The sequence below is a fragment of the Mycobacterium gordonae genome (assembly GCF_017086405.1).
GTDB lineage: Bacteria > Actinomycetota > Actinomycetes > Mycobacteriales > Mycobacteriaceae > Mycobacterium > Mycobacterium gordonae_D.
In genome coordinates this window covers 99,678-118,084 of record NZ_CP070974.1, presented here as the reverse complement: position 1 = coordinate 118,084, position 18,407 = coordinate 99,678, and the positions used below count along the sequence as shown (strand labels likewise).

Annotated in this window: 12 protein-coding genes and 3 pseudogenes; 6 read left to right on the top strand and 9 right to left on the bottom strand. The window is 63.3% G+C overall.

Annotated features, from left to right (window positions below):
• Positions 1–708 precede the first annotated feature (708 nt).
• Positions 709–876, top strand: a complete 168-nt coding sequence (locus tag JX552_RS31160; RefSeq protein ID WP_205878794.1) for a hypothetical protein — start codon at positions 709–711, stop codon at positions 874–876.
• A gap of 587 nt (positions 877–1,463) precedes the next feature.
• Here the strand turns inward: JX552_RS31160 and JX552_RS31155 are convergent.
• Positions 1,464–2,300, bottom strand: a pseudogene (locus JX552_RS31155) (IS3 family transposase); the annotation flags it as partial.
• A gap of 693 nt (positions 2,301–2,993) precedes the next feature.
• Between JX552_RS31155 and JX552_RS31150 the strand changes: the two are divergent.
• Positions 2,994–3,366 (top strand): annotated as a pseudogene (locus JX552_RS31150) (transposase); the annotation flags it as partial.
• Between the two features lie 334 nt (positions 3,367–3,700).
• Here the strand turns inward: JX552_RS31150 and JX552_RS31145 are convergent.
• Together JX552_RS31145 and JX552_RS31140 are read right to left on the bottom strand one after the other, a co-directional pair.
• Positions 3,701–4,255 (bottom strand): MucR family transcriptional regulator, encoded by a 555-nt coding sequence (locus JX552_RS31145; RefSeq protein WP_205878793.1) that lies wholly within the window; start codon positions 4,253–4,255, stop codon positions 3,701–3,703.
• A gap of 69 nt (positions 4,256–4,324) precedes the next feature.
• Positions 4,325–5,371: a tyrosine-type recombinase/integrase gene (locus tag JX552_RS31140; RefSeq protein WP_205878792.1), complete on the bottom strand. Its 1,047-nt coding sequence runs from the start codon at positions 5,369–5,371 to the stop codon at positions 4,325–4,327.
• Between the two features lie 230 nt (positions 5,372–5,601).
• Between JX552_RS31140 and JX552_RS31135 the strand changes: the two genes are divergently transcribed.
• Complete coding sequence (locus JX552_RS31135; protein ID WP_205878791.1) at positions 5,602–7,746, top strand: DEAD/DEAH box helicase; 2,145 nt, start codon at positions 5,602–5,604, stop codon at positions 7,744–7,746.
• A gap of 73 nt (positions 7,747–7,819) precedes the next feature.
• Positions 7,820–8,401, top strand: a complete 582-nt coding sequence (locus tag JX552_RS31130) for a DUF2290 domain-containing protein (RefSeq protein WP_241011308.1) — start codon at positions 7,820–7,822, stop codon at positions 8,399–8,401.
• 321 nt (positions 8,402–8,722) lie between these two features.
• On the opposite strand, the pseudogene JX552_RS31125 reads toward JX552_RS31130, so the two are convergent.
• Positions 8,723–9,333, bottom strand: a pseudogene (locus tag JX552_RS31125) (Fic/DOC family protein); the annotation flags it as partial.
• A gap of 12 nt (positions 9,334–9,345) precedes the next feature.
• Positions 9,346–9,528: an antitoxin VbhA family protein gene (locus JX552_RS31120; protein ID WP_205878789.1), complete on the bottom strand. Its 183-nt coding sequence runs from the start codon at positions 9,526–9,528 to the stop codon at positions 9,346–9,348.
• A gap of 406 nt (positions 9,529–9,934) precedes the next feature.
• On the opposite strand from JX552_RS31120, the gene JX552_RS31115 reads away from it, so the two are divergent.
• Entirely contained in the window at positions 9,935–13,291 is a 3,357-nt protein-coding gene (locus JX552_RS31115; protein ID WP_205878922.1) for an NACHT domain-containing protein, read from the top strand.
• A 302-nt stretch (positions 13,292–13,593) separates the two neighbouring features.
• Here JX552_RS31115 and JX552_RS31110 read toward each other — a convergent pair whose 3' ends face one another.
• The 3 genes from JX552_RS31110 to JX552_RS34385 form a co-directional block, all read right to left on the bottom strand.
• Positions 13,594–14,388 carry a nucleotidyl transferase AbiEii/AbiGii toxin family protein gene (locus JX552_RS31110; RefSeq protein ID WP_205878921.1) on the bottom strand — a complete coding sequence of 265 codons (795 nt, stop codon included), beginning with the start codon at positions 14,386–14,388 and terminating at the stop codon, positions 13,594–13,596.
• A 92-nt stretch (positions 14,389–14,480) separates the two neighbouring features.
• A complete protein-coding gene (locus tag JX552_RS31105) occupies positions 14,481–15,320 on the bottom strand; it encodes a type IV toxin-antitoxin system AbiEi family antitoxin domain-containing protein (RefSeq protein ID WP_205878920.1) in 840 nt (279 codons plus the stop codon).
• Between the two features lie 384 nt (positions 15,321–15,704).
• On the bottom strand, positions 15,705–16,871 hold the full coding sequence (locus JX552_RS34385; protein ID WP_431196035.1) for a serine/threonine-protein kinase: 1,167 nt from the start codon (positions 16,869–16,871) through the stop codon (positions 15,705–15,707).
• A gap of 398 nt (positions 16,872–17,269) precedes the next feature.
• On the opposite strand from JX552_RS34385, the gene JX552_RS31095 reads away from it, so the two are divergent.
• Positions 17,270–17,596: a hypothetical protein gene (locus JX552_RS31095; RefSeq protein ID WP_205878919.1), complete on the top strand. Its 327-nt coding sequence runs from the start codon at positions 17,270–17,272 to the stop codon at positions 17,594–17,596.
• 167 nt (positions 17,597–17,763) lie between these two features.
• On the opposite strand, the gene JX552_RS31090 is transcribed toward JX552_RS31095, so the two are convergent.
• The gene (locus JX552_RS31090; protein WP_205878918.1) at positions 17,764–18,390 is read right to left on the bottom strand and encodes a hypothetical protein; all 627 of its coding nucleotides are present in this window, start codon (positions 18,388–18,390) and stop codon (positions 17,764–17,766) included.
• Positions 18,391–18,407: the final 17 nt, after the last annotated feature.

Below are 18,407 nucleotides of genomic sequence, written 5' to 3'. Positions count from 1 at the left end.
CCACCGTCATACTCAAGAAACGGTGGCGGCGGTGATGTCGGGCAGGCGACGATGAGTGGTGTGTACAAGCGAATTCCCGGGGGCAACTCGGGTCCGTCGAAGCCGCGGGTCCTGAAAAGTGCACCTCGACTGGATATGGCAATGGTCCGATCAACCAACAGTTGCAGGTACCGGGTCCTCAAGCTCGCCCGCCAGCCCTACTATCGCTGGCTGGCCAACCCGATCGCCGACGCCTCGGCGACTACGGCGTCGAAGTAGCTACCGGTTCATCTAGATAGCAGCACCATCGAACGCCTGCGACGTCGTTGTCGGCCAGGACCTCCGCCAGCTTCTAGGGGCTGCGCCCGGGTCAGTGCATCACCAGGTGTGTTGCCGGAAGAGCGATCGAAAAGCCTTCTTTGTACGGCTACCGTGTTTCTCGTGAGACGCTCGGTATCCGCCACTGCTCTTACAGCCACATTTCTGCTAGCAAGCTGTAGTGCGCAAACGTCCCCGTCTCTTAACTCGTCGGGCAATGAGGCGCCAGCGGCCACAGCGCCCCAAGGTCCGCGCTCGCAAGTCGTCAAGCAACTGACACTGCCAGCAGGCGCAGAACTCCTTGCCGGTGACAGCGGACACGGCTGGGAAATGTGGAGGTTGTCTCAGTCAGAGTCGGGCGTGCAGTCGTATCTGGAGCCTCAGCTGCCAATCTCACGATCCTACGAAGGTATGGCTTGGTGCAAGACGATCACCAAGCCAAACGAAACGCGGTGGCTGTGGGGGTCGCAGGACAACGGGCTCTCGATCGCCGTCTATAAGGGTGCCTACGGCGACGAGACGCGCGTCTCCATCATGACCGGCCTCGACGGCGGCGCGCTCGCGACCGGATGCGAATAGCGATGCCTCCGCGCGGCCAGGACCCGGTTCGGCCGTCGACGAGCTACCGCGGGTTCGTCAACGCAAGGCGCCGCCCCGTTCACGCCTTGACCGACCTCGAACAATGGGCGACCGATCACGTGCGTGAGCCGATTCCGCCGTGCGGGATGGCCGCCCGGCCAGTTAAGAATTCGTGGATTACCCGAAGGACCACTGGCGCCCGCCAGCTGCCCTTGCGCACTCCACAGACCCGGTCCCCCGGCGGGGGAGTAGCGCAATTGAATGCTGAGCAAAGCGAGCACCGTCATTTGGCGCCAGAGCGCTCAGGCTGATTCATCTGATGAATCAATCGCTTTGTACTCGCTCCAATCGATTGCGGCCAAAAGCGCTCCATACGAGCGCAATACAGACTGCGCAGGTTATCGGCACAGAAGTTAGTGTCGAAATACGTTGCGGTGCTACATGGTAGAGAATACGGCGAGGTTTACTGGTAACCCGCCATACTTGTTCCCGCCGTATTCCTGCCTGACGGTAGCTACGGGCCAGTCGCCAGGGGAGAGGCGGGGGCCGCGGTGGGCGTGAGGGGGACCCGTTTGGTGGTCCAGTCGCTATGCGACTCGGGGTTGGTGGGTCGTGGTCCACTGTAGAGCGAACTCGGATAGGGTGAGCGCGCCGTGGGCGGAATGGGGCCTGTTGGCGTTGTAGTCGCGGCGCGCCAGTCTTCGATGATGACCTGGGCTTCCAGCAGCGAGTCGAAGCGCCAGGAGTTGAGCAGTTCATCGCGTAGCCGGCCGTTAAATGATTCGATCCAGGCGTTCTGCCACGGCGAGCCGGGGTCGATGAAAAGCGAACCGGCACTGTTGAATCGGCACCAATCACTGACGGCGTGTGCCACGAACTCCGGGCCGTTATCGAAGCGCACATAATGCGGCGCTCCTCGCTGCAGGGCCAGGCGATCCAAGACATTGACCACGCCGTCGGCGTCAATCGCGCGATCAACCTCGATCGCGATTGCCTCGCGGGTGAACTCGTCGATCACGTTGAGCATCTTGAGGGTGCGGCCATCAGCGGTGGTGTCGAATTGGAAGTCCATCGCCCAGATTACGTTCGGTCGAATCGGTGACATCGTGCCGACGGCGAGACCGATGCCGGTCAACCGCTTCTTCCTGCGGCGCTGCGGGACTCGCAGGCCCTCCTCACGCCACAGCCGGCGGATGCGCTTGTTGTTGACCGCCCAACCCGCGCGGCGGGCCAACTTCGCGGCCCGTCGCCATCCCCAGCGGGGCCGGTCGGTGGAGAACCGGCGCAGCCAGGCCCGCAACTCGGGCCTCCTCGGTGGTGATCGGCGGCGGCTACAGTCGCATCGTGGACCGGTGGATGCCCACGACCGTGCAGGCGCGACGCTGGGAGACCCCGAACCGCTCGCGCAGCACTGTGGCTGCGCGGGGGTCCGCACGGCCCGTGCGACGGCGGTCACGGTGAGCGCCTAGACCCGCCAGCGTGGCCTACTGCGCTCGCAACGACACAATGACCACGCCGCGGACGCGGCATGCGACTGGCGGAGACCAAAAGGTTCGGGGACAGCGAATATTTGAACGCCGGCTACGTCGAATCGTTCACCTCCCGCATCCGCGGCGAGTGCTTTTGGGGCCCGAAACAGCGACTCGGTGTTCCGTTAGTCCCGGGCGCACCCGGGGTTTCTTGGGCTCCGGCTCCTCGAACTCCAAGTGCGCCAATGGGAGGAACCGGCGCAGTTCCTCCCGTAAAAGCTCTTCGACGATGGCCAGACATCTTTCACCTAGGTGCCCGGCCTCCTGCAACTCTTTAAACGCTGAAATGACCCGTCCGCCCTCCCCGGCGATCGGCCCAGATCAGTTTTAGCACTAGGAGGCGGCCAGCTCTGGGGTGCCGATTGGGCTCGTCGCCGGCGAGCCATTAACTCCGAGTATCAACCACGGCCAGCCCGCCGAAGTAGGGCTTTGACTTGCCGGCGGTTCTGATCGCTGCCTGGTCGGAATTGTTGGGCATGCGAAAGTGAGTCGGTCGTCACGAAGAATTGCCGCTAGGCTCCACTGGCTTCGAATCGATCTGTGCAGCAACGTATTAGAACGTTGCCTAAAATCTGTTGACGACACTTCGTCACCGAACACCGCACTGGTGAAGGCAAGCTCTATCTGTGCGCGATCAAGGACGCGTTCTCGAACCGGATCGTCGGATACTCCATTGATTCCCGGATGAAGTTACAGCGGCCACCACAGCGTTGGCCAGTGCCGTGGCCCGCCGTGGTCAAGCCGCCGGCTGTGTGGTTCACAGCGACCGTGGGCCCAATTTCGTAGCCAGAAATTTGTCCTCGCCCTGGGCCGCTACGAGATGGTTGGCTCCATGGGCCGCGTCGCGGCAGCCGGTGACAACGCGGCCATCGAGAGCTTCTTCAGCCTGCTCCCGAAAAATGTCCTGGACCGCCGCCGCCGGGGCACCCGCGAGCAACTGCGTATCGCGATCGTCACGTGGGACCGCTTATCTGTAACCCGATCGATGGAATGTTTTGTATAGGCAGTTCAGATCGTGTTCGTCATGTAGAAGTCCATAGCGCCAGCCCACTTGCGTGGTGCACATGTAACCCACGGCGACTCCTGGGCCGGCGAACGTCAGGTGAATTGCACCGGGACGATTTCGGTCCGGGCGATCGCGCGATCACGATCGCCCGCCAGCGTCGTCCGACGCGGATCGCTCATGTAGCCGTCCATCGCAGTCTGCGATGCCCATTCGAACAACTGAATCTCCAGCGGTCTGCCGGTCCCGCCCGCTAAGGCTGGATGGCAGCCAAGCGATCGACCGTGGCGGCTCATTCGCCGTGTCCGGGGTATCTGTACAGCCGCTGATAGATCCAAGACTCTGAGCGCTCGAAGCTGCGGCTGATTGACATGGCGGTGATCGTCGGGTCGGCGGCCAGCAGGGCGCGCACCTGGTCGCACCACTGTTGCAGCGGCAGATCATCACCTAGCTGTCGCATCTCATCATCGGTCAGCAGCCGCCCTCGCTTCGCCGACAACGCCGCGCTCCGACGGACCCGAGTCGCGGCCGGCCACTGCGACCTCGGCCGCATCTGTGCGCGCGCGCGATCCGGATTGCGTGACCGGTCCAGGTTCGCGACGTGCTTGTCGCGGTGCAGCTCCCACGCCTGCGACATCTTCTGACGGATCTCGCCGGCAACCAGAACCGCGGTCAGCTCCAAACCGTGGCGTTCGCGATACTGGGCACCGGACAGGCCATGGGTGCGCATCGCGTGAGTCGCCAGATGCAGAAACGCGCGGCCACATTCGTGGCAGACGAGATGGCCGTTGTCGTCGGTGCTGAGCTGGCCGTAGGCGCCGTGGCCATCACGATCTCCGACCCGCATGTCTGATTACTGTAGCCAGGCGCGAACCGCGAGGTTGATCACTTGGCTACCGCAGCCGTCAGAGCGGCACTAGTGGCGGTCTTTGGTGAGGCGGTAGAGCGGGTTTTGCGCCGCGGCGGAACGGGTTTCGGCCCCGGCAGCGTTGACGTACCGCTGGGAGGTCGCCATGGATTCGTGGCCAAGGAGTTTCATGAGGGTGTAGACGCTGATGTTGGTGTTCGCTAGCTCGGTGGCGTAGGTGTGTCGCAGCGCGTGCACCAGGGCCCCCGGATTGCGGTGAGCGTCCGGCCCGGCCAGTTTGAACGCACGCAGGATTCGGTATTGCAATGCCCCGCGGGTGATGCGCTGCCCGTCGACACCGACGAACAGCGGCGCTGTGGTGGGCCAGCGGCGCAGCACCGGAACGTCGCTGCCCTGCCGGCGCCGGCTGGCCGCGGGGAAGCGAGTGCCGCGACTGGCCAGGTAGTCACTCAGAACGTCAATCAGGGCCGCCTCGATCGGGATGGCGCGGTCCTTATTGCCCTTGCCGCGCACGTGGATCACCCCACCGGCCTCGGTGAGGCGGACATCCCCGACGTTGGCGGCGCGCAATTCGCCGGCGCGCAGGCCAGCGAGCAAGATGGTCAGAATAATGGCGCGGTCGCGTTCGGGCCATTGGTTGCGCAGTTTCGCATCGCTGTGGTCTGTGACGGCGTCGACGAGGGCCTTAGCGGCCGCGGCGGGAAGTGCCTTCGGAAGGCTCTTGGCGACCTTCGGTCTGCCCACGAATTGCATCGGGTTGGCCTCGAGCAGCTCAGCGGTAAACAGATAGCTGCACAACGTGTTCCACGTCGACCAGCAGCGCCGGATGGATGCTGGTTCGCGGGAGGCGGCGAACACCGCGAAGGCCTGGCGCATCGTGTCCTTGGTGATCGCGACGCAGTCCAGCGCAGCCAGCTGTTGGGGGCAGCCGGCCAGCACGACGGCGATCGCGTCAAAGTCACACCGATACGCGTCCACGGTGTGCGGGGAGGGTTTGCGGGTGCTTCGGTCGGCCAGAAACGCGCGAAACCATTCGGGCCGCTCGGCGTCGGTGCGGGGTGGCGCACTTGGCGAGCGTGCGTCAGCGGGTGACATAACTCATGCATAATAGCGGTTATCCATGTACTGTGCGCCGCGGCGGCAAGGCTACAGCCGCTCAAAACGAGCCAGCACTGTGATCCGAGGAAGCTCCCTGACGTCATTGGTGCACCCCTGCACCTGTCGGCGAAGAACACCCGTTATGGGTGTCAGTAACATGCATCGCGGCGGGCTCCGTCGGTCACGGTCTTGGCGGCGGCGGATTGGCGTGTGATTTGGGAGGTCAGATGGCGCTTGAGGTCGTACACGGGCCATCCGGCAACATCGAAGCGGCACACGAACTCGCCGACCTTCTCGACCGGGAACTCGATGAAGGCACGATCTACCTCGGATACCCCGTGCTGGCGACAGCCGATGATCGAGTCGAGATCGACGCTCTCCTGGTGTCCGAGGAGCGGGGGCTCATCGCGTACAGATTCGCCGATAGCATACCGACCACCGATGACGACTGGATGCGCCTCGGCGCCGAGCAGGACCGGATCTTCAACGCCCTCGAAAGCCATCTGTCGCGCTACGACACCCTAAGACGGGGCCGCAAGTTCGCCATCGGCATTGTCACGGTCACCGTCTTCGCGGCACCCGTGGGCAACCCGCCGGTTCCGACTGAAGCGGCCTTCCGCAGCTTCGAGGAGCTTCCCGCGTTCATCGGCGAGCAGCAGGGGCTCGACGCGGACCTATATCGCAGTCTGCAGGCGGCCCTGCAGCGGGTCAGCACCATCAGGCCCGCGAAACGCCGAGCGGAGGTCAAGAGCGCCGACAGTCGCGGTGCCGCGATGAAGGTCATCGAGCGGGGCATTGCGAACCTGGACTTCTGGCAGAAGAAGGCGGCGATCGAGACTCCCGCTGGGCCCCAACGCATCCGAGGCCTGGCAGGCTCTGGCAAGACCATCGTTCTGGCACTCAAGGCCGCTCTGCTGCACGCGCAGAACGAGTCGTGGAAGATCGCGGTGACTTTCTGGTCGCAGTCGTTGTATCAGCAGTTCGAAGACCTCATCAAGCGGTTCTCCTTCGCCCATATGGACGATCTGCCCGATCCCGAGCGGCTGGCGATCCTCCATGCGTGGGGTACGCGTTCCCGTGAAGGTCTCTATACGCGCTTGGCTGACGCTCTGGGCGTGCAGCCCGTCAATTTCGGCATGGCCGAACGGAAGTACGGTCGCGACCGGGCTTTCGAAGGGGTGTGCCAGGAACTGCTCGCGGTCGCCGAGACAAGTGACATCGAGCCCTTATTCGACGCGATCCTCATCGACGAGGCCCAGGACCTGCCGCCGAGCTTCTTTCGTCTGCTCTACCTGTTCACGAAGGATCCCAAGCGCGTCGTGTGGGCCTACGACGAACTTCAGAAACTCGACGAGCGCGAGATGGCCAGCCTCGGTGAGCTGTTCGGTACCACGGCAACCGGTGATCCGGTGGTCAACATCACCAACCGAGAGGGCGAACCTCGCCGCGATGTCGTGCTGCCGATCTGCTATCGCAACACCCCCTGGGCACTGGCGACCGCACATTCGATCGGCTTCGGGATCTACCGGCCCGACGGTCTTGTTCAACACTTCGAAGATCCGCAGCTGTGGGAGGAGATTGGGTATCAGCGAGACGCCGGCAGCCTTCAGTTGGGTTCCTACGTCGAACTCTCCCGCTCCGGTCTGAGTTCTCCCGCCTACTTCGTGGAACTGCTGCGCAGCGAGGACGCGGTGATGTTCCGAAGCGATTTCGCCGACGAGCCGTCTCAGGATCGGTGGGTTGCGCAGCAGATCCTCAACGACGTTGGGCCTGCCGAACTCGAGCACGATGACATCCTCATCGTCATCCCGAGCGCGTACACGTCGAAGCGGCGCTACGCCAGGCTCGCGAGCATCCTCGAGGATCACGGGATCCCGAGCCATCTGGTCGGCGTCAACAGCAGCCAGGACATCGTCTTCGTCCGCGGTTCGGTCGCCGTGGCCCACATCTACCGCGCCAAGGGGAACGAGGCCCCGATGGTGTACGTGCTCGATGCTCAGTACGCCGGTGCAGCCTTCAACGAGGTCAGCCGACGCAACACGATCTTCACCGCCATCACCCGCAGCAAGGCCTGGGTTCGGGTGTGTGGTTTCGGGACCACGATGGCCGGCATCGCGGACGAAGTGGAAGCGGTGCGGGCCGCGGACTTCAGACTTAAATTCACCATTCCCACTGCCGAGCAGCTCGCTGAGATGCGCCGAGTGAACGCAGACCTGAACCGCAACGCGCCCGCTTCGCAGATCGTCGCGCTGGAGCAGTTGGCGGAAGCCTTCGAACGAGGCGAGGTGTCGCCGGATCAACTGCCGCCCAAGTTGCTTCGACAACTGTCGAACTACCTCAACCAGCTTCCCGGATTCGATGACAACCGCTAATGCCCTCAGTCGCGGTATCAAGGACCTCCTCAACGGACTCCTCGCCAGGAACTTGATTCTGCTACCCAACGCGGTGATCGTCGTCGACGGTGCGAGGGTGACGTGGCGGTCGCCGGCGCCGGCGGGGAAGTTCGTGGACTTCGTGGATTACCCGACTATCCGTACCTACCGGCGGTGGGCGCAGGCCGGCGAGTACTCCGCGCTTTTGCCCGATGCTGCACTGCTGCAACTGACCTACGACGTGGCTCACGGCGAGATCGCAGGGCATCGCCTCGCCTATGTGCCGTGTCCCTATCGCGTCGACCAGGACTTCCTGCTCACCGAAGCGATCGGTGACGTTCTCGACCTGCACGCCGCCGAACCGCAGGACGACATCACCATGCAGAGTGCGATCCGCCTCGACTTCGATCCCGGCTCGGCAGCAGTTGGCCACCCGACGTCACACCTGACCCTCAACGTCTCGACGTGCCGCATCGCGTGCGAGGCACCCATGGCCGCAGAAGACTTCGTGCGGTTCGTGTTTCGCAACTTCTATAAGGATCAGTACGCGGCCAACGTCGACTTCTTCGAGGCCCTTCCGAAAAGCGACCGTGATAGCACCGTTACCGAGGATGAGCGTTATGAGCCGCACGTGGCGTGGCGCCGGCGTGGATGATCGGGCGATCGACAGTCCGTAACGACACTCGAGTCCAGATCCCTGCAGGGGGAGTGGTTGTCCAAGGGTGACCGGCGTCGTGTACGTATCGGCGTTAACTCGCTTGGGTGTGACAACACACGCGCGATAGGGCGTGGGCGTGGCTGGTCTTGGAACCGACGGCGGTGGGACCGGCGAATGATTCGCATGCCCCGTGTCGTCTCCGCAGTCTTGTCGGTGTCTGCGCTTACCCTGATGGCGCAGGAGCATGTCCGCTGTGCGACGTTCCCATCTCGGAAGGGGGCGAGTTTCGAGGAGCGAGTGAGCATCGAGAAGGTCATCGTCGAGGATTGCCGCGAACATCGCCGTTAGCCCTCCGAGGTCGGATTCGGCGCGCGCTATGTGGCATGCACTGTGCAACTCGGTGAGGTCTGTCTTCTGCCAGTCGAGTCCGGCGCCCCTTTCGGACAAGAGCAGATCGAAGAACTCACGGGTGCAGCGGCCATTTCCCTCGCGGAAGGGATGGGCGAAGTTCACGTAGTCGTACAGGTAGGCGACGGTGGGTGCGAGGTCAGCCTCAGCTTTGAGTTGGTTTAGCCGGTGGGGATCTCGGCGGCGATATGGGTCATCGGCTGGCTGATGCTGCCTGGCGGACAAAAGGATTCGCCACCTTTTTCGATGCCGACGGTCCGCACATCACCGGCCCACACATACACGTCCTGAAAAAGGTGGCGGTGGATCGCTCGCAAATGCGTGAGATCGTAAGTGCGCTCACCCGCAAGTTCGGGGGCCTCACGAAGCTCGATGACACGTGCCTCAACAAGATCGTTCTCAGCGTCGCGAAGCGCTTCCGCCGTTCGGGCGCCCACCCGGTTCCGCAAAATGCTCGTGCCGGGGATGAAGTAGCCCTGCCAGTTCCGTTCAAGATCTTCGGTCTCCCAGGGGTGCGGCACTTCCAGGCCCAGTTACTGCAGGTTGTATCGGCGCCGGACGCGGTCGCGCAGCTCGGCGGCGGTGATGGTTCCGCGGGCATAGGCCACCTGGTCGGCGCGCGTTGCGTTGGTGCTGCGGAAACCCTCTAGTTCAGTGCTGCGGCGGATAGCGCGCACGGCTTTGATACGGCGCTTGGCCTTCTGCAGCTCGGTCACCCGGAACACCACCTTCGCTTAGGTTCTACCAGGATAATCGACGGGGCTGACGTTGAGCGGAAGCGCGAATACGTGGCCTGTAGTTGGCCCTCCTCGCCAAGCCATCGACGGAGTCGTGCGCTGATGCGCCGAGGTTCTTGACTGCTTTCTCCGAAAGAAACTGCCGACGATTCGACCGAAGCCGACACTCAAGATCTCCCTCGCGTCCGAGACTACTCGTCGGGCCTGACATAGTCGGCGGCTATCGGCTTCCTGACGGCCGGCAGCGTCACCGATCCGCCTGTGCGACATTAACGCGCGCTAACGCCAATCGCGTCGGCATCTCCGGGTTGAATAGACACTCAGCACTCGAAGTTCCCGACGGCAGTACCTGGTGCGATCGGGTTGGAGCAGAGGAGTCAGGCCCGTGCCCGAGAGTCGACACCGTTACCTTTACGAGCGCCTGGGCGACCACGACTTCCAGCAGCTCGTTAACGCCCTACTTGCCGCCCAGTTCCCCAACTTCACCCCCATGGCGCTGCGCCAGGCAGACGGCGGCATTGATGGCCAGCGCAAGATCGATCCATCGACATTGTTGATCTACCAAGTCAAATGGTCTGTGGCCGGCTGGGAAAAGAACCCCGTCAGTTGGCTGGACGCCGTCGTGAAGAAGGAGCTGGACAACCTCCGGCGGCTGGCGAAGGAAGGTGTACGCCACTACGTCCTGGTGACGAACGTGCCGAGCACAGCCAAGCCCAGAACTGGCACCTTCGCCCAGCTGAACAAGAAGCTCCACGCGTACGCCAAGGAACTCGGCTTCGAGGAGATGACGTGCTTGTGGCGCGAGGCGCTGAACTCGTGGCTCGACAACTCCGAGGACTCGATCAAGTGGGCCTACGCCGACATGCTCGCCGGCTGGGATCTCATCCGATTCCTGGTGGCCGAGCAAGTCGGAGCGACCAAGAACCAGGCAGACCGCAAGCTGATCCGACAGGTCGCCGCGTCGCAATGGGATGACGACCAGCGGGTCAAGTTCAGCCAGGCTGACGTGGACCGGAAGCGGATGGTGGACCTCTTCGTCGACGTCACCGCGGAGCTGGTTCACTCCACAGAGAGAACCCAAGTGCGATCGCTTTCCTCGAGCGACCTTGGTGGCGCTGCGCATCACCTGCTGCAAACGCCGGCGCCCTTCACCCTGGTGCGGGGTGCTCCTGGGCAAGGCAAGTCCACCCTCAGCCAGTACATCTGCCAGGTGCACCGCGGCGCGTTCATGCCCGCGTCGGAGCGGCCCAAAACGCTACCCGTGCTGGCGAAACCGCGGTTCCCGATCAGGTTGGACTTGAGTGACTACGCGTTGTGGCTTACCGGCAACGACGTGTGGGACCACTCTGACAACCGCCAGCCGCGGAAAGAGAAGGCGCGCAAGGGCGAGAAGGCAACCATCGAGTGCTTCCTCGCCGACCTGATGACGCACGAGAGCGGTGGCATCACCGCTACTGCCGACACCGTACAGAGCATTTTCGATCGGGTTCCCAGTTTCGTCGTGCTCGACGGACTGGATGAGGTCGGAAGCGCCAGCATCCGGCGTCGGGTCGTCAACGAGATCAACGCATTTGCCGGCCGGGGGAAGACGTACACCGAACCGCTCAAGGTGGTCGTCACCACGCGCCCCAGTGCGGGTGAGCTTCCGGAGCCGGCGGCGGACAAGTTCGAGATCATCGCGCTCAACCAGCTGACCGGCGAGCAGCGGGCCGACTACTTGCGCAAGTGGTGCGCCGTCCGGGGGATCCGGAGCAAGGACGGCCGCGCGCTGAGGAGAAGCTTCAACGACAAGAGTCGCGAGCCATACATCCACGAACTCGCTGGCAACCCAATGCAGCTGACGATTCTGCTCGACCTCCTCCATCGGCAGGGAGCAGCCACACCCGCGCAGCGGACCGACCTCTACGACACCTACGTCGACCTCCTCCTCGCGCGCGAGGCGAACAAGCACCCCGAAGCCGTTCGTAATCACAAGGAGGAACTCCTCGAGATCATCCCGTTCCTCGGCTGGTACCTACATGCGCACACCGAGGAGTCGCAGATCGACGGCCGCATGAGCATCGGCAACTTGAAGGCGGCGATGCGCCACTTCCAGCGCACCTACGGCAACCAAGAGTCGATCGTGGACGAGCTTTTCGTGGGCATCAGCGACCGGCTGTGGGCCCTGACCAGCCAGGTGGATGGAACCTACGAGTTCGAGGTTCTCTCACTCCGTGAGTACTTCGCCGCGCGATTTCTGTACCGCAACGCCGGTGAAGACAACCCGCACTTCGACAACACCACCGTGCTTCGGGAGCTCCTCCGCCGCCCGTACTGGCTGAACACCGCCAGGTTCTACGGCGGCAACGCGAAGGGCAGCGATGTCTATGTCCTGGCCGCCGGGATCGAGCGGGAACTGGCAGAGACATCGGCATCCGCGTCTTACCTCGCCGCGTGGGCGCTCCTCGCCGACGGCGTTTTCCAACGTCGGCCGCACGAGGCGCGCAAGGTGCTGACGGCACTCTGCTCCGACGTGGGGACCGCGATCCTGTTGTCTGCGTTCGACCGACGCGACATCGTGGCCCTGCCCGAGCTCCCCAACCCCACTGACGGCGGTGCCGATCCGACCTGGACCCGCCTGACGACGACGATTGCAAAAGACCCGTGTGACAGCGCCAACCCGCGGCGTGTGCGAGTGCTTCGAGAACTGCTCAACCAGCGCAGCGAGTTCTCGGCATGGTGGTACGACCAGCTCACCAGAGCGATCGGCACGGAGCAGCAGAACGCGTGGCTCGCGATCGGAGCTTTCTGCGAAGCCGGTGCCGGGATCACCGCGGCCTTCGAGAACATTGACCTGTCCGATGGCGCCGCTGAACTCGTCCTCAGCACGGGGCTCTGCCCAGAACCAGGGAGTTCGTTCGAAGCGGCGCTGCTCAGTGCGGTGCTGAACGGCGAGTGCCCGCGCGTCACCTCGATCTGCTCCATGCCCGCGCAAGTCGCTGCGGGTCTCGCGCCCGGGGAGTTCCTGACCAGTTCGACAACAGGGTTCATCTCCGGCGACGATCGAGCGAAGCGTCGGCGTTCTGATGCGATAAACCAGCTCAGGAGCGCCCGTTCGCCGTGGGAAAAGGTCGCCAAGAAGCGCGCGTTCAAGTCCGGCTACAAGAGCAGTACGTTCCCGTGGGCGGACACCGCAGCGGCAGTCCATGAGCAGGTCGGACGCTGCTGGATTGCCTCGGAGATCGCGATCATCGGCGCAGGCTCGCCGTTTGGGCTCGCGTACAGCAAGCGCGCGGGCGCAACAGCATTCGGGTCCACTGGTCACCCGTCCGAACTCCTTGCTCAGACACGAGCCAATAGCGGCAATGCCAGCTGGTGGCGCGAGCAGCTGGACACCCTCGACGATGACCTCGGCCGAGCGGAGTGGGCTTTGGCGCTGTGGTGCGTCGCGTCCGGATCGGTCGTATCCGAGCTTCTGCCCGAGCTCACGGACGTTCTTGCACAGCTCCCGAACTCGCGGCGGCGGACGACCATGCGCGCCGCGGAGCAGATTGCGCACTTCGGCTGGCTGACGAAGCGCCCGGTCACCGGCGACACCACCGACGCCGAATTGGCCGCACTCAATCGCCTCCGCGTGCTGGCACCACAGACCAGGACAGGGGAGAGTTCAAGCACGGGTAGTCAGACGACTGCGCCTTCGCTGCTCAGCGTCGCCCGCTCAGAAGGGTGGCTCAAGGTCGACACGGCGGCTGCCTACCGCTGATCGAGATAGCAACCCACGCCGTACCTAACGTCCGTGGTCAGTACACCTAGTCTTCGACGTGGTCGCAGAAGCCCAGCAGCTCCGAAATCCGTCACAACCGTTGGCGGCGAGGCGCTTTCAATCAACGCAGCCTGGCACGGGTGGGCAAGGGTCATTCGGGAGAATTGCTCGACGCAATACGGGTGTCGTCTCAGTCATGTTGTCGTTCGCGACCTGCGATGGTGCCACGTTCACTGAAATAGCCTCGGTGCCGGTCGTTTTCAGTGACGGTGTCATTTCCGTGACCGTGCGAAGGGCGGTGGTTACTTCCAGTGGCGGATGGCTGGATGCCAGCTGCCGTTGGCAGTTGCTGCCAGGATGGGAGTGGTGAAGGCTCGTAGGAGTGCCATCGCCTCATCGAGGCGGCTCAGGCTTCGGGGGCGTAGTGGTGTGGCGAGACGGTTGTAACCGCTGACCCATTGCGGGCCGGGGGCGGGCAGGTCGGCGGGAATGGTGATGCCGCGGCGGATCTGTTCTACGGTGAGCGCTGCTGTCACGGTGTCCGCGGCCAGTTCAGCGCCGATACGTTCGTCGACGATGATCATCAGGTCGACCAAGTCATGGAAGCGTGTGGACGGTAGCTTTCCGGCGCCGTGGGTTTCATACATTGCGCAGATCTTGTCGGCGACCTGGTGGGCGAGCGGGATGGCGAGAAACGCCGGGAGGTCGCCAACGTCGTCGACAGTGATGACCGGATCGGGCCGCACGATATCGACGGTCGCGAACCTGGGCCTTCGCGTGATGTCGACGGGGAAGGTATCAATGACGGTAACACCCAGTCGTGCAGTGATTTTCAGTGTGAGGTGGTCGTCGTCGCGGGATGGCGTTGCGGCGACGTCGAAAGCGAACGGGTCCGGCGCGGGGACGGCACTGACGAGCTCCGCGAGCTCGCTGGCTACGGCAGACAGGGTGTGCGAGTAGGCGAAGTCGACATCGCGGGAGTGGCGCGCACCCGGGATACGAGCCAGCAGTGCTGAGCCGCCTAGAAGTACCCATGCGGGGTTCGGAGCGGTGTAGATGCGGGCCAGGAAGCGCTGAGTCAGGTAGTGGCGGCGCAACTCGTTGACGGGCCGGCCCGATGCGTTGGCTGCCGCCTTGAGTCGTGTTTCAACGGCCGCGTGAAACGCTGCCGGCGTCGCGTATCGCGGAGTCACGCTGTGCCCGGCTGTCGACGGAGCCCGTAGAAGTCGGTCGCGCCCATGAGTTCCTGGTCGACGAGAACCTGGTCGGCGGCTCGCCGGAAAGCGGTGCCGCCGAGGTACCGCGATGCCGCGGTGTTGAGTTGATCTGTCAGCCAGGTGTCGTCGGGGTCGTCGAATTGTGCCGCTGCAGCAATGGTTTTGGACAGGCCGGTCTGAGCGAGCAATGTCTTAACCAGCGTGCGACCGTTGCCAAGCGGGGCGCCGTATTCATGGGCGTAGGGCCGCAGCACCGCTGCAGCATCGAGGTAGGTGATCTTGGCGTGCAGGATCGCATCCCGCAACACACTGCCGAGGTGCCCTCCGTCGGTGGTGGCCGCCGCCAGATCAGCCAGAGTGACGCCGACAGTGGTGGTCGGCAGGCCACCAATCACCTGCCAGTCCGACCGGTCGAGGGCCCGCTTGTAGATACGGGTGTCAGGATCACGCGTGCGCTTGCCGGCGGTCAACGTGAATTCGTTGAGGTCGGCATCGAGATCTCCGAGCTGATGCACACGCGCTGCCGAACGGTGAGATACCACTCCGACCGGGTCAGATCGTTCGAGACGTTCGGCGGCGGTGGCCGCCGGGTCGAGGGCCAGCCAGCTCACTTTGAGCTCGGTGAAGGGGTCGGGGGGCACGCCGGCGAGGCGGTAGACGCCGTGGTGAAGGCGGTGCAGGATGCCGCTGCGGGCCATCCGGGTCAGCTGTTGATGGGTAAGCCCGACATGACGGGCTTGGGCGGCGGTGACCAGACCCCACTGCCCAGCGGCAATATCCGCGAGCTGAAGGTACCGTTCCGTTGCCGCCATGACACGATACTACATACTGATGCCATGTATTGGATGAAATGATGTCAGTATTGTGCAGTGTCGGGACTAGCTGGGTGCAACCAGGTCGCGAACCTCTCGGCGCGTGCTCATTCGCGCTCGTCGGCGTCGCGCCTTCATCGAACCAGGCAGCGAGCGCGTCAAATAGTTTCTCGCCGGCGGCGATGTTTTTATCAGAATTCTGAAGGAGAGAGGCGGCGTAGAGATCATCGTCATATTTCATGCATAATATCAGTTATGCATGTCAGGGTCAGACGCCGCTAGTTGGGTAAACCTGACCGAAAGTCCAACTTCCACCACGCGCGCGGATTCGCCATTCGATCCCGTCTAAGCAATCGGTGCAGATCCCTGGCGAACCGTGCTCGACTAGAGAACGCCGCCAATCAACGCCAGGCCGACAACTAAGGCGACCACGATCAGCACAAGCACAAAAACGACGCCGATAATGGTGACTACACCCGGTTTGTGCTCTGGCTGAGCGTTCACCAGCTGCCGCTTCGCGACGCGCGCTGAGGCCGGTCGTTTGCCGACTGGCGCTATGGCGGGTCGTTTGCCGACAGGTGCTGCAGCGGGTGGCTTTGCGACAGTCGCTGCGGCAGGCTGCTTCGGGCTGCCGGATGGGCGCTGCATGCCCTCGGGTGCGCCGTCCGCGGCACCGGCTTTGGCTGCCTTGCTGTTAGCCGCGGCGGCAGCCGTAGCTCTCAATGATGACTGTCGACGTGGTTGTTTTTTCGGTGTTACGGGCGGCTTTGCTGCCTGCGTCGGCGCAGACCCCGAGTAGGTCGAAGCGGCTGCGCGTGCGGCGTTTGCGAGGTCCTTCGCTGTTTGGAACCGCTCGTCTGGATCTTTGGCCATGCCCCGGGCCACTACTGCGTCCATTGATGCGGGCACCGTCGGTTGCAACATGGAAGGCCGTGGTGGCGGCTCGGAAACATGTGCGGCGATTTGTCGCTCTACGCTGCTCGCGGGAAACGGTTGCTTGCCGGTTAAACACTCATGTAACACGCAGGCCAGGGCGTATACATCAGCGCGGGAATCGTTCTGGTCCCTGGAGAATCGCTCGGGGGCCATATACGCCCAAGTGCCGATCACTCCGCTCGTTCCGGTCAGGCTTGTTTGACCGACCGCGCGGGCGATCCCGAAATCGATCAGGTAGGCGAAGTCTTCATCGTCGATTAAGATGTTGGAGGGTTTGACGTCACGATGCACCAAACCAATCTTGTGCGCGGCATGCAGCGCTGAAGCGATTTGCTCGACGATCGACGTGGCCCGATTGAGGTTTAGCGGGCCTTCGGCGACGATCTGGTGTAGATCGCGACCCTCAATCAGGCGCATATCGACGTAAAGCCTGTTGTTGATTTCCCCATAGTGGTGAATGGGTACTACGTGCGGATTAGCTAGCCCGGCCGCGGCGAACGCTTCACGGCGAAACCGCTGGGCGAATTGTGGGTCGTCGGCGAGATGGGTTGGCAGTACTTTGATCGCAACGACACGCTGGGTGTCGGTGTCGAAGGCGCGCCATACCTCTCCCATGCCACCCCGGCCGAGCATGCTCAGTAAGCGGTAGCGACCGAACGGTGTCCCCTCAGACTCCGTATGCACTGAAGCGCCCCCTGGCAGCCCTAAAAAGAATCTTTCGACTCCTCGACGGTAGGCCGTTATGCGGTTCAAAAACTAGCACCGATGGGGGCTGGCACCGTCACCGCCCGGGGCTCGCCACTTGGGTCCGGCCTCGTCATCGCCACGGACATTGACCTGGCCCCGGCCATGCGCCACGAAGAGCGGTCACAGCGGAATCCTGTGGGTTCCGGGGCGCCTCCGGATTGAATCCCCCAGCGGGTAAGTACGCGGCCCTCTCTGCCAACCTGGGTTGAGGCACTCGCCCCCGACAATTAGTGACCTGTGGGCGGGGATGGGAGAGACTCCCCAAAATGACAAGCAAGGTGACGACGATGGTCTGCGCGGCCGGGATGGAAGATCCTGTTCGGGTGGCTGACGATGCAACGCGACGTCCTGATCCGGAGGTGCCCGAACGCGCTCGGCGACGGACGCTCACCGCGAAGTACAAGCGGGAGGTCCTGGCTGACTACGACGCGGCACCCGACGGCGAGAAAGGCGCCCCGGGCGCACCTGGTGCTGGGCTCCACGACTTTGCTGGCCACGCTAATGGGGCGCAGTTTCCCAGAACGTTGGACTCAGCTGAATCGGCGTCGTTGGGTTGCCGGTACCGGAACAAGCTGCAGATCCGCAACACGTAGACCGTCGTACAGCAGCGAGTACAGCAAGGCGGTCGATTCCGGGGGACCACCAACCGGGTCCCCCTCAGGGTGGTCTCCTTTCGGTGTTGGGTGTCTTTCATGCGATAGGACTGGCCCGCCCACTCGTTATTTTCACCTTCACCTTGCGCTGCTGAGCCATGAGGTCTTCAAGCTGGTGCTCTGCCTCCTGTGGTCTGGCATAGGCGAACTAAAGGGACGTTCGGCCGTTCCTCAATTAGGTCGACGAGTTTCTCGTAGCGGCGTACGTCATTGCCGAGTTCGCGGATGACGAACTCTCCTTCCTCGGACGGGAGAGAGAACGTCAGAGGGACAGTCCCGGCTGGACCGAAGTCTCGGATCCGGCGGGGCCCCCACCTTTGGGCAGACCGGTCGGAGGGATCTCGATGCATACGGACAATGGGGCGAAGTGCAGACAAGCTTGGGCCGAGGCGGAAGGAGTCGGTCGAGTAGACCAGCTCGCTGGCCGCGATTTCCTCGAGCCATTTGGCGCTGGCCGCATCGGCGGACTCGGGCAGCGGGGCTATCGTTCCGCGGCCGAAGAGACACGCTTCGAGGCCCTCGAAGCCCCGCACACCATCGCGGCGTGCATATTCCACGCGACCAATTAGGTCGTCTTCCGAGAGAATTGCCGATGTCTGCGCCGCGATGCTTTGGGCTCTCTCGCGGGCCTCGGTGCGCGACATCGTTTCGATACCGTTCGACGAGCGCAAGCTCACGTGGGCCCAGTTGGTGGCCGCGGGAAGAGTTGACAGGTGGTTCTGCTGCCAACTCATGGGAGACGGTGTCGCTG

Coding starts and splice junctions, on each gene's coding strand:
- JX552_RS31105 (WP_205878920.1), bottom strand. CDS start 15,320: ATGGCGGCAACGGAACGGTACCTTCAGCTCGCGGATATTGCCGCTGGG.
- JX552_RS31095 (WP_205878919.1), top strand. CDS start 17,270: ATGACAAGCAAGGTGACGACGATGGTCTGCGCGGCCGGGATGGAAGAT.
- JX552_RS31145 (WP_205878793.1), bottom strand. CDS start 4,255: ATGCGGGTCGGAGATCGTGATGGCCACGGCGCCTACGGCCAGCTCAGC.
- JX552_RS34385 (WP_431196035.1), bottom strand. CDS start 16,871: ATGGGAGAGGTATGGCGCGCCTTCGACACCGACACCCAGCGTGTCGTT.
- JX552_RS31140 (WP_205878792.1), bottom strand. CDS start 5,371: ATGTCACCCGCTGACGCACGCTCGCCAAGTGCGCCACCCCGCACCGAC.
- JX552_RS31135 (WP_205878791.1), top strand. CDS start 5,602: ATGGCGCTTGAGGTCGTACACGGGCCATCCGGCAACATCGAAGCGGCA.
- JX552_RS31090 (WP_205878918.1), bottom strand. CDS start 18,390: ATGAGTTGGCAGCAGAACCACCTGTCAACTCTTCCCGCGGCCACCAAC.
- JX552_RS31160 (WP_205878794.1), top strand. CDS start 709: ATGGCTTGGTGCAAGACGATCACCAAGCCAAACGAAACGCGGTGGCTG.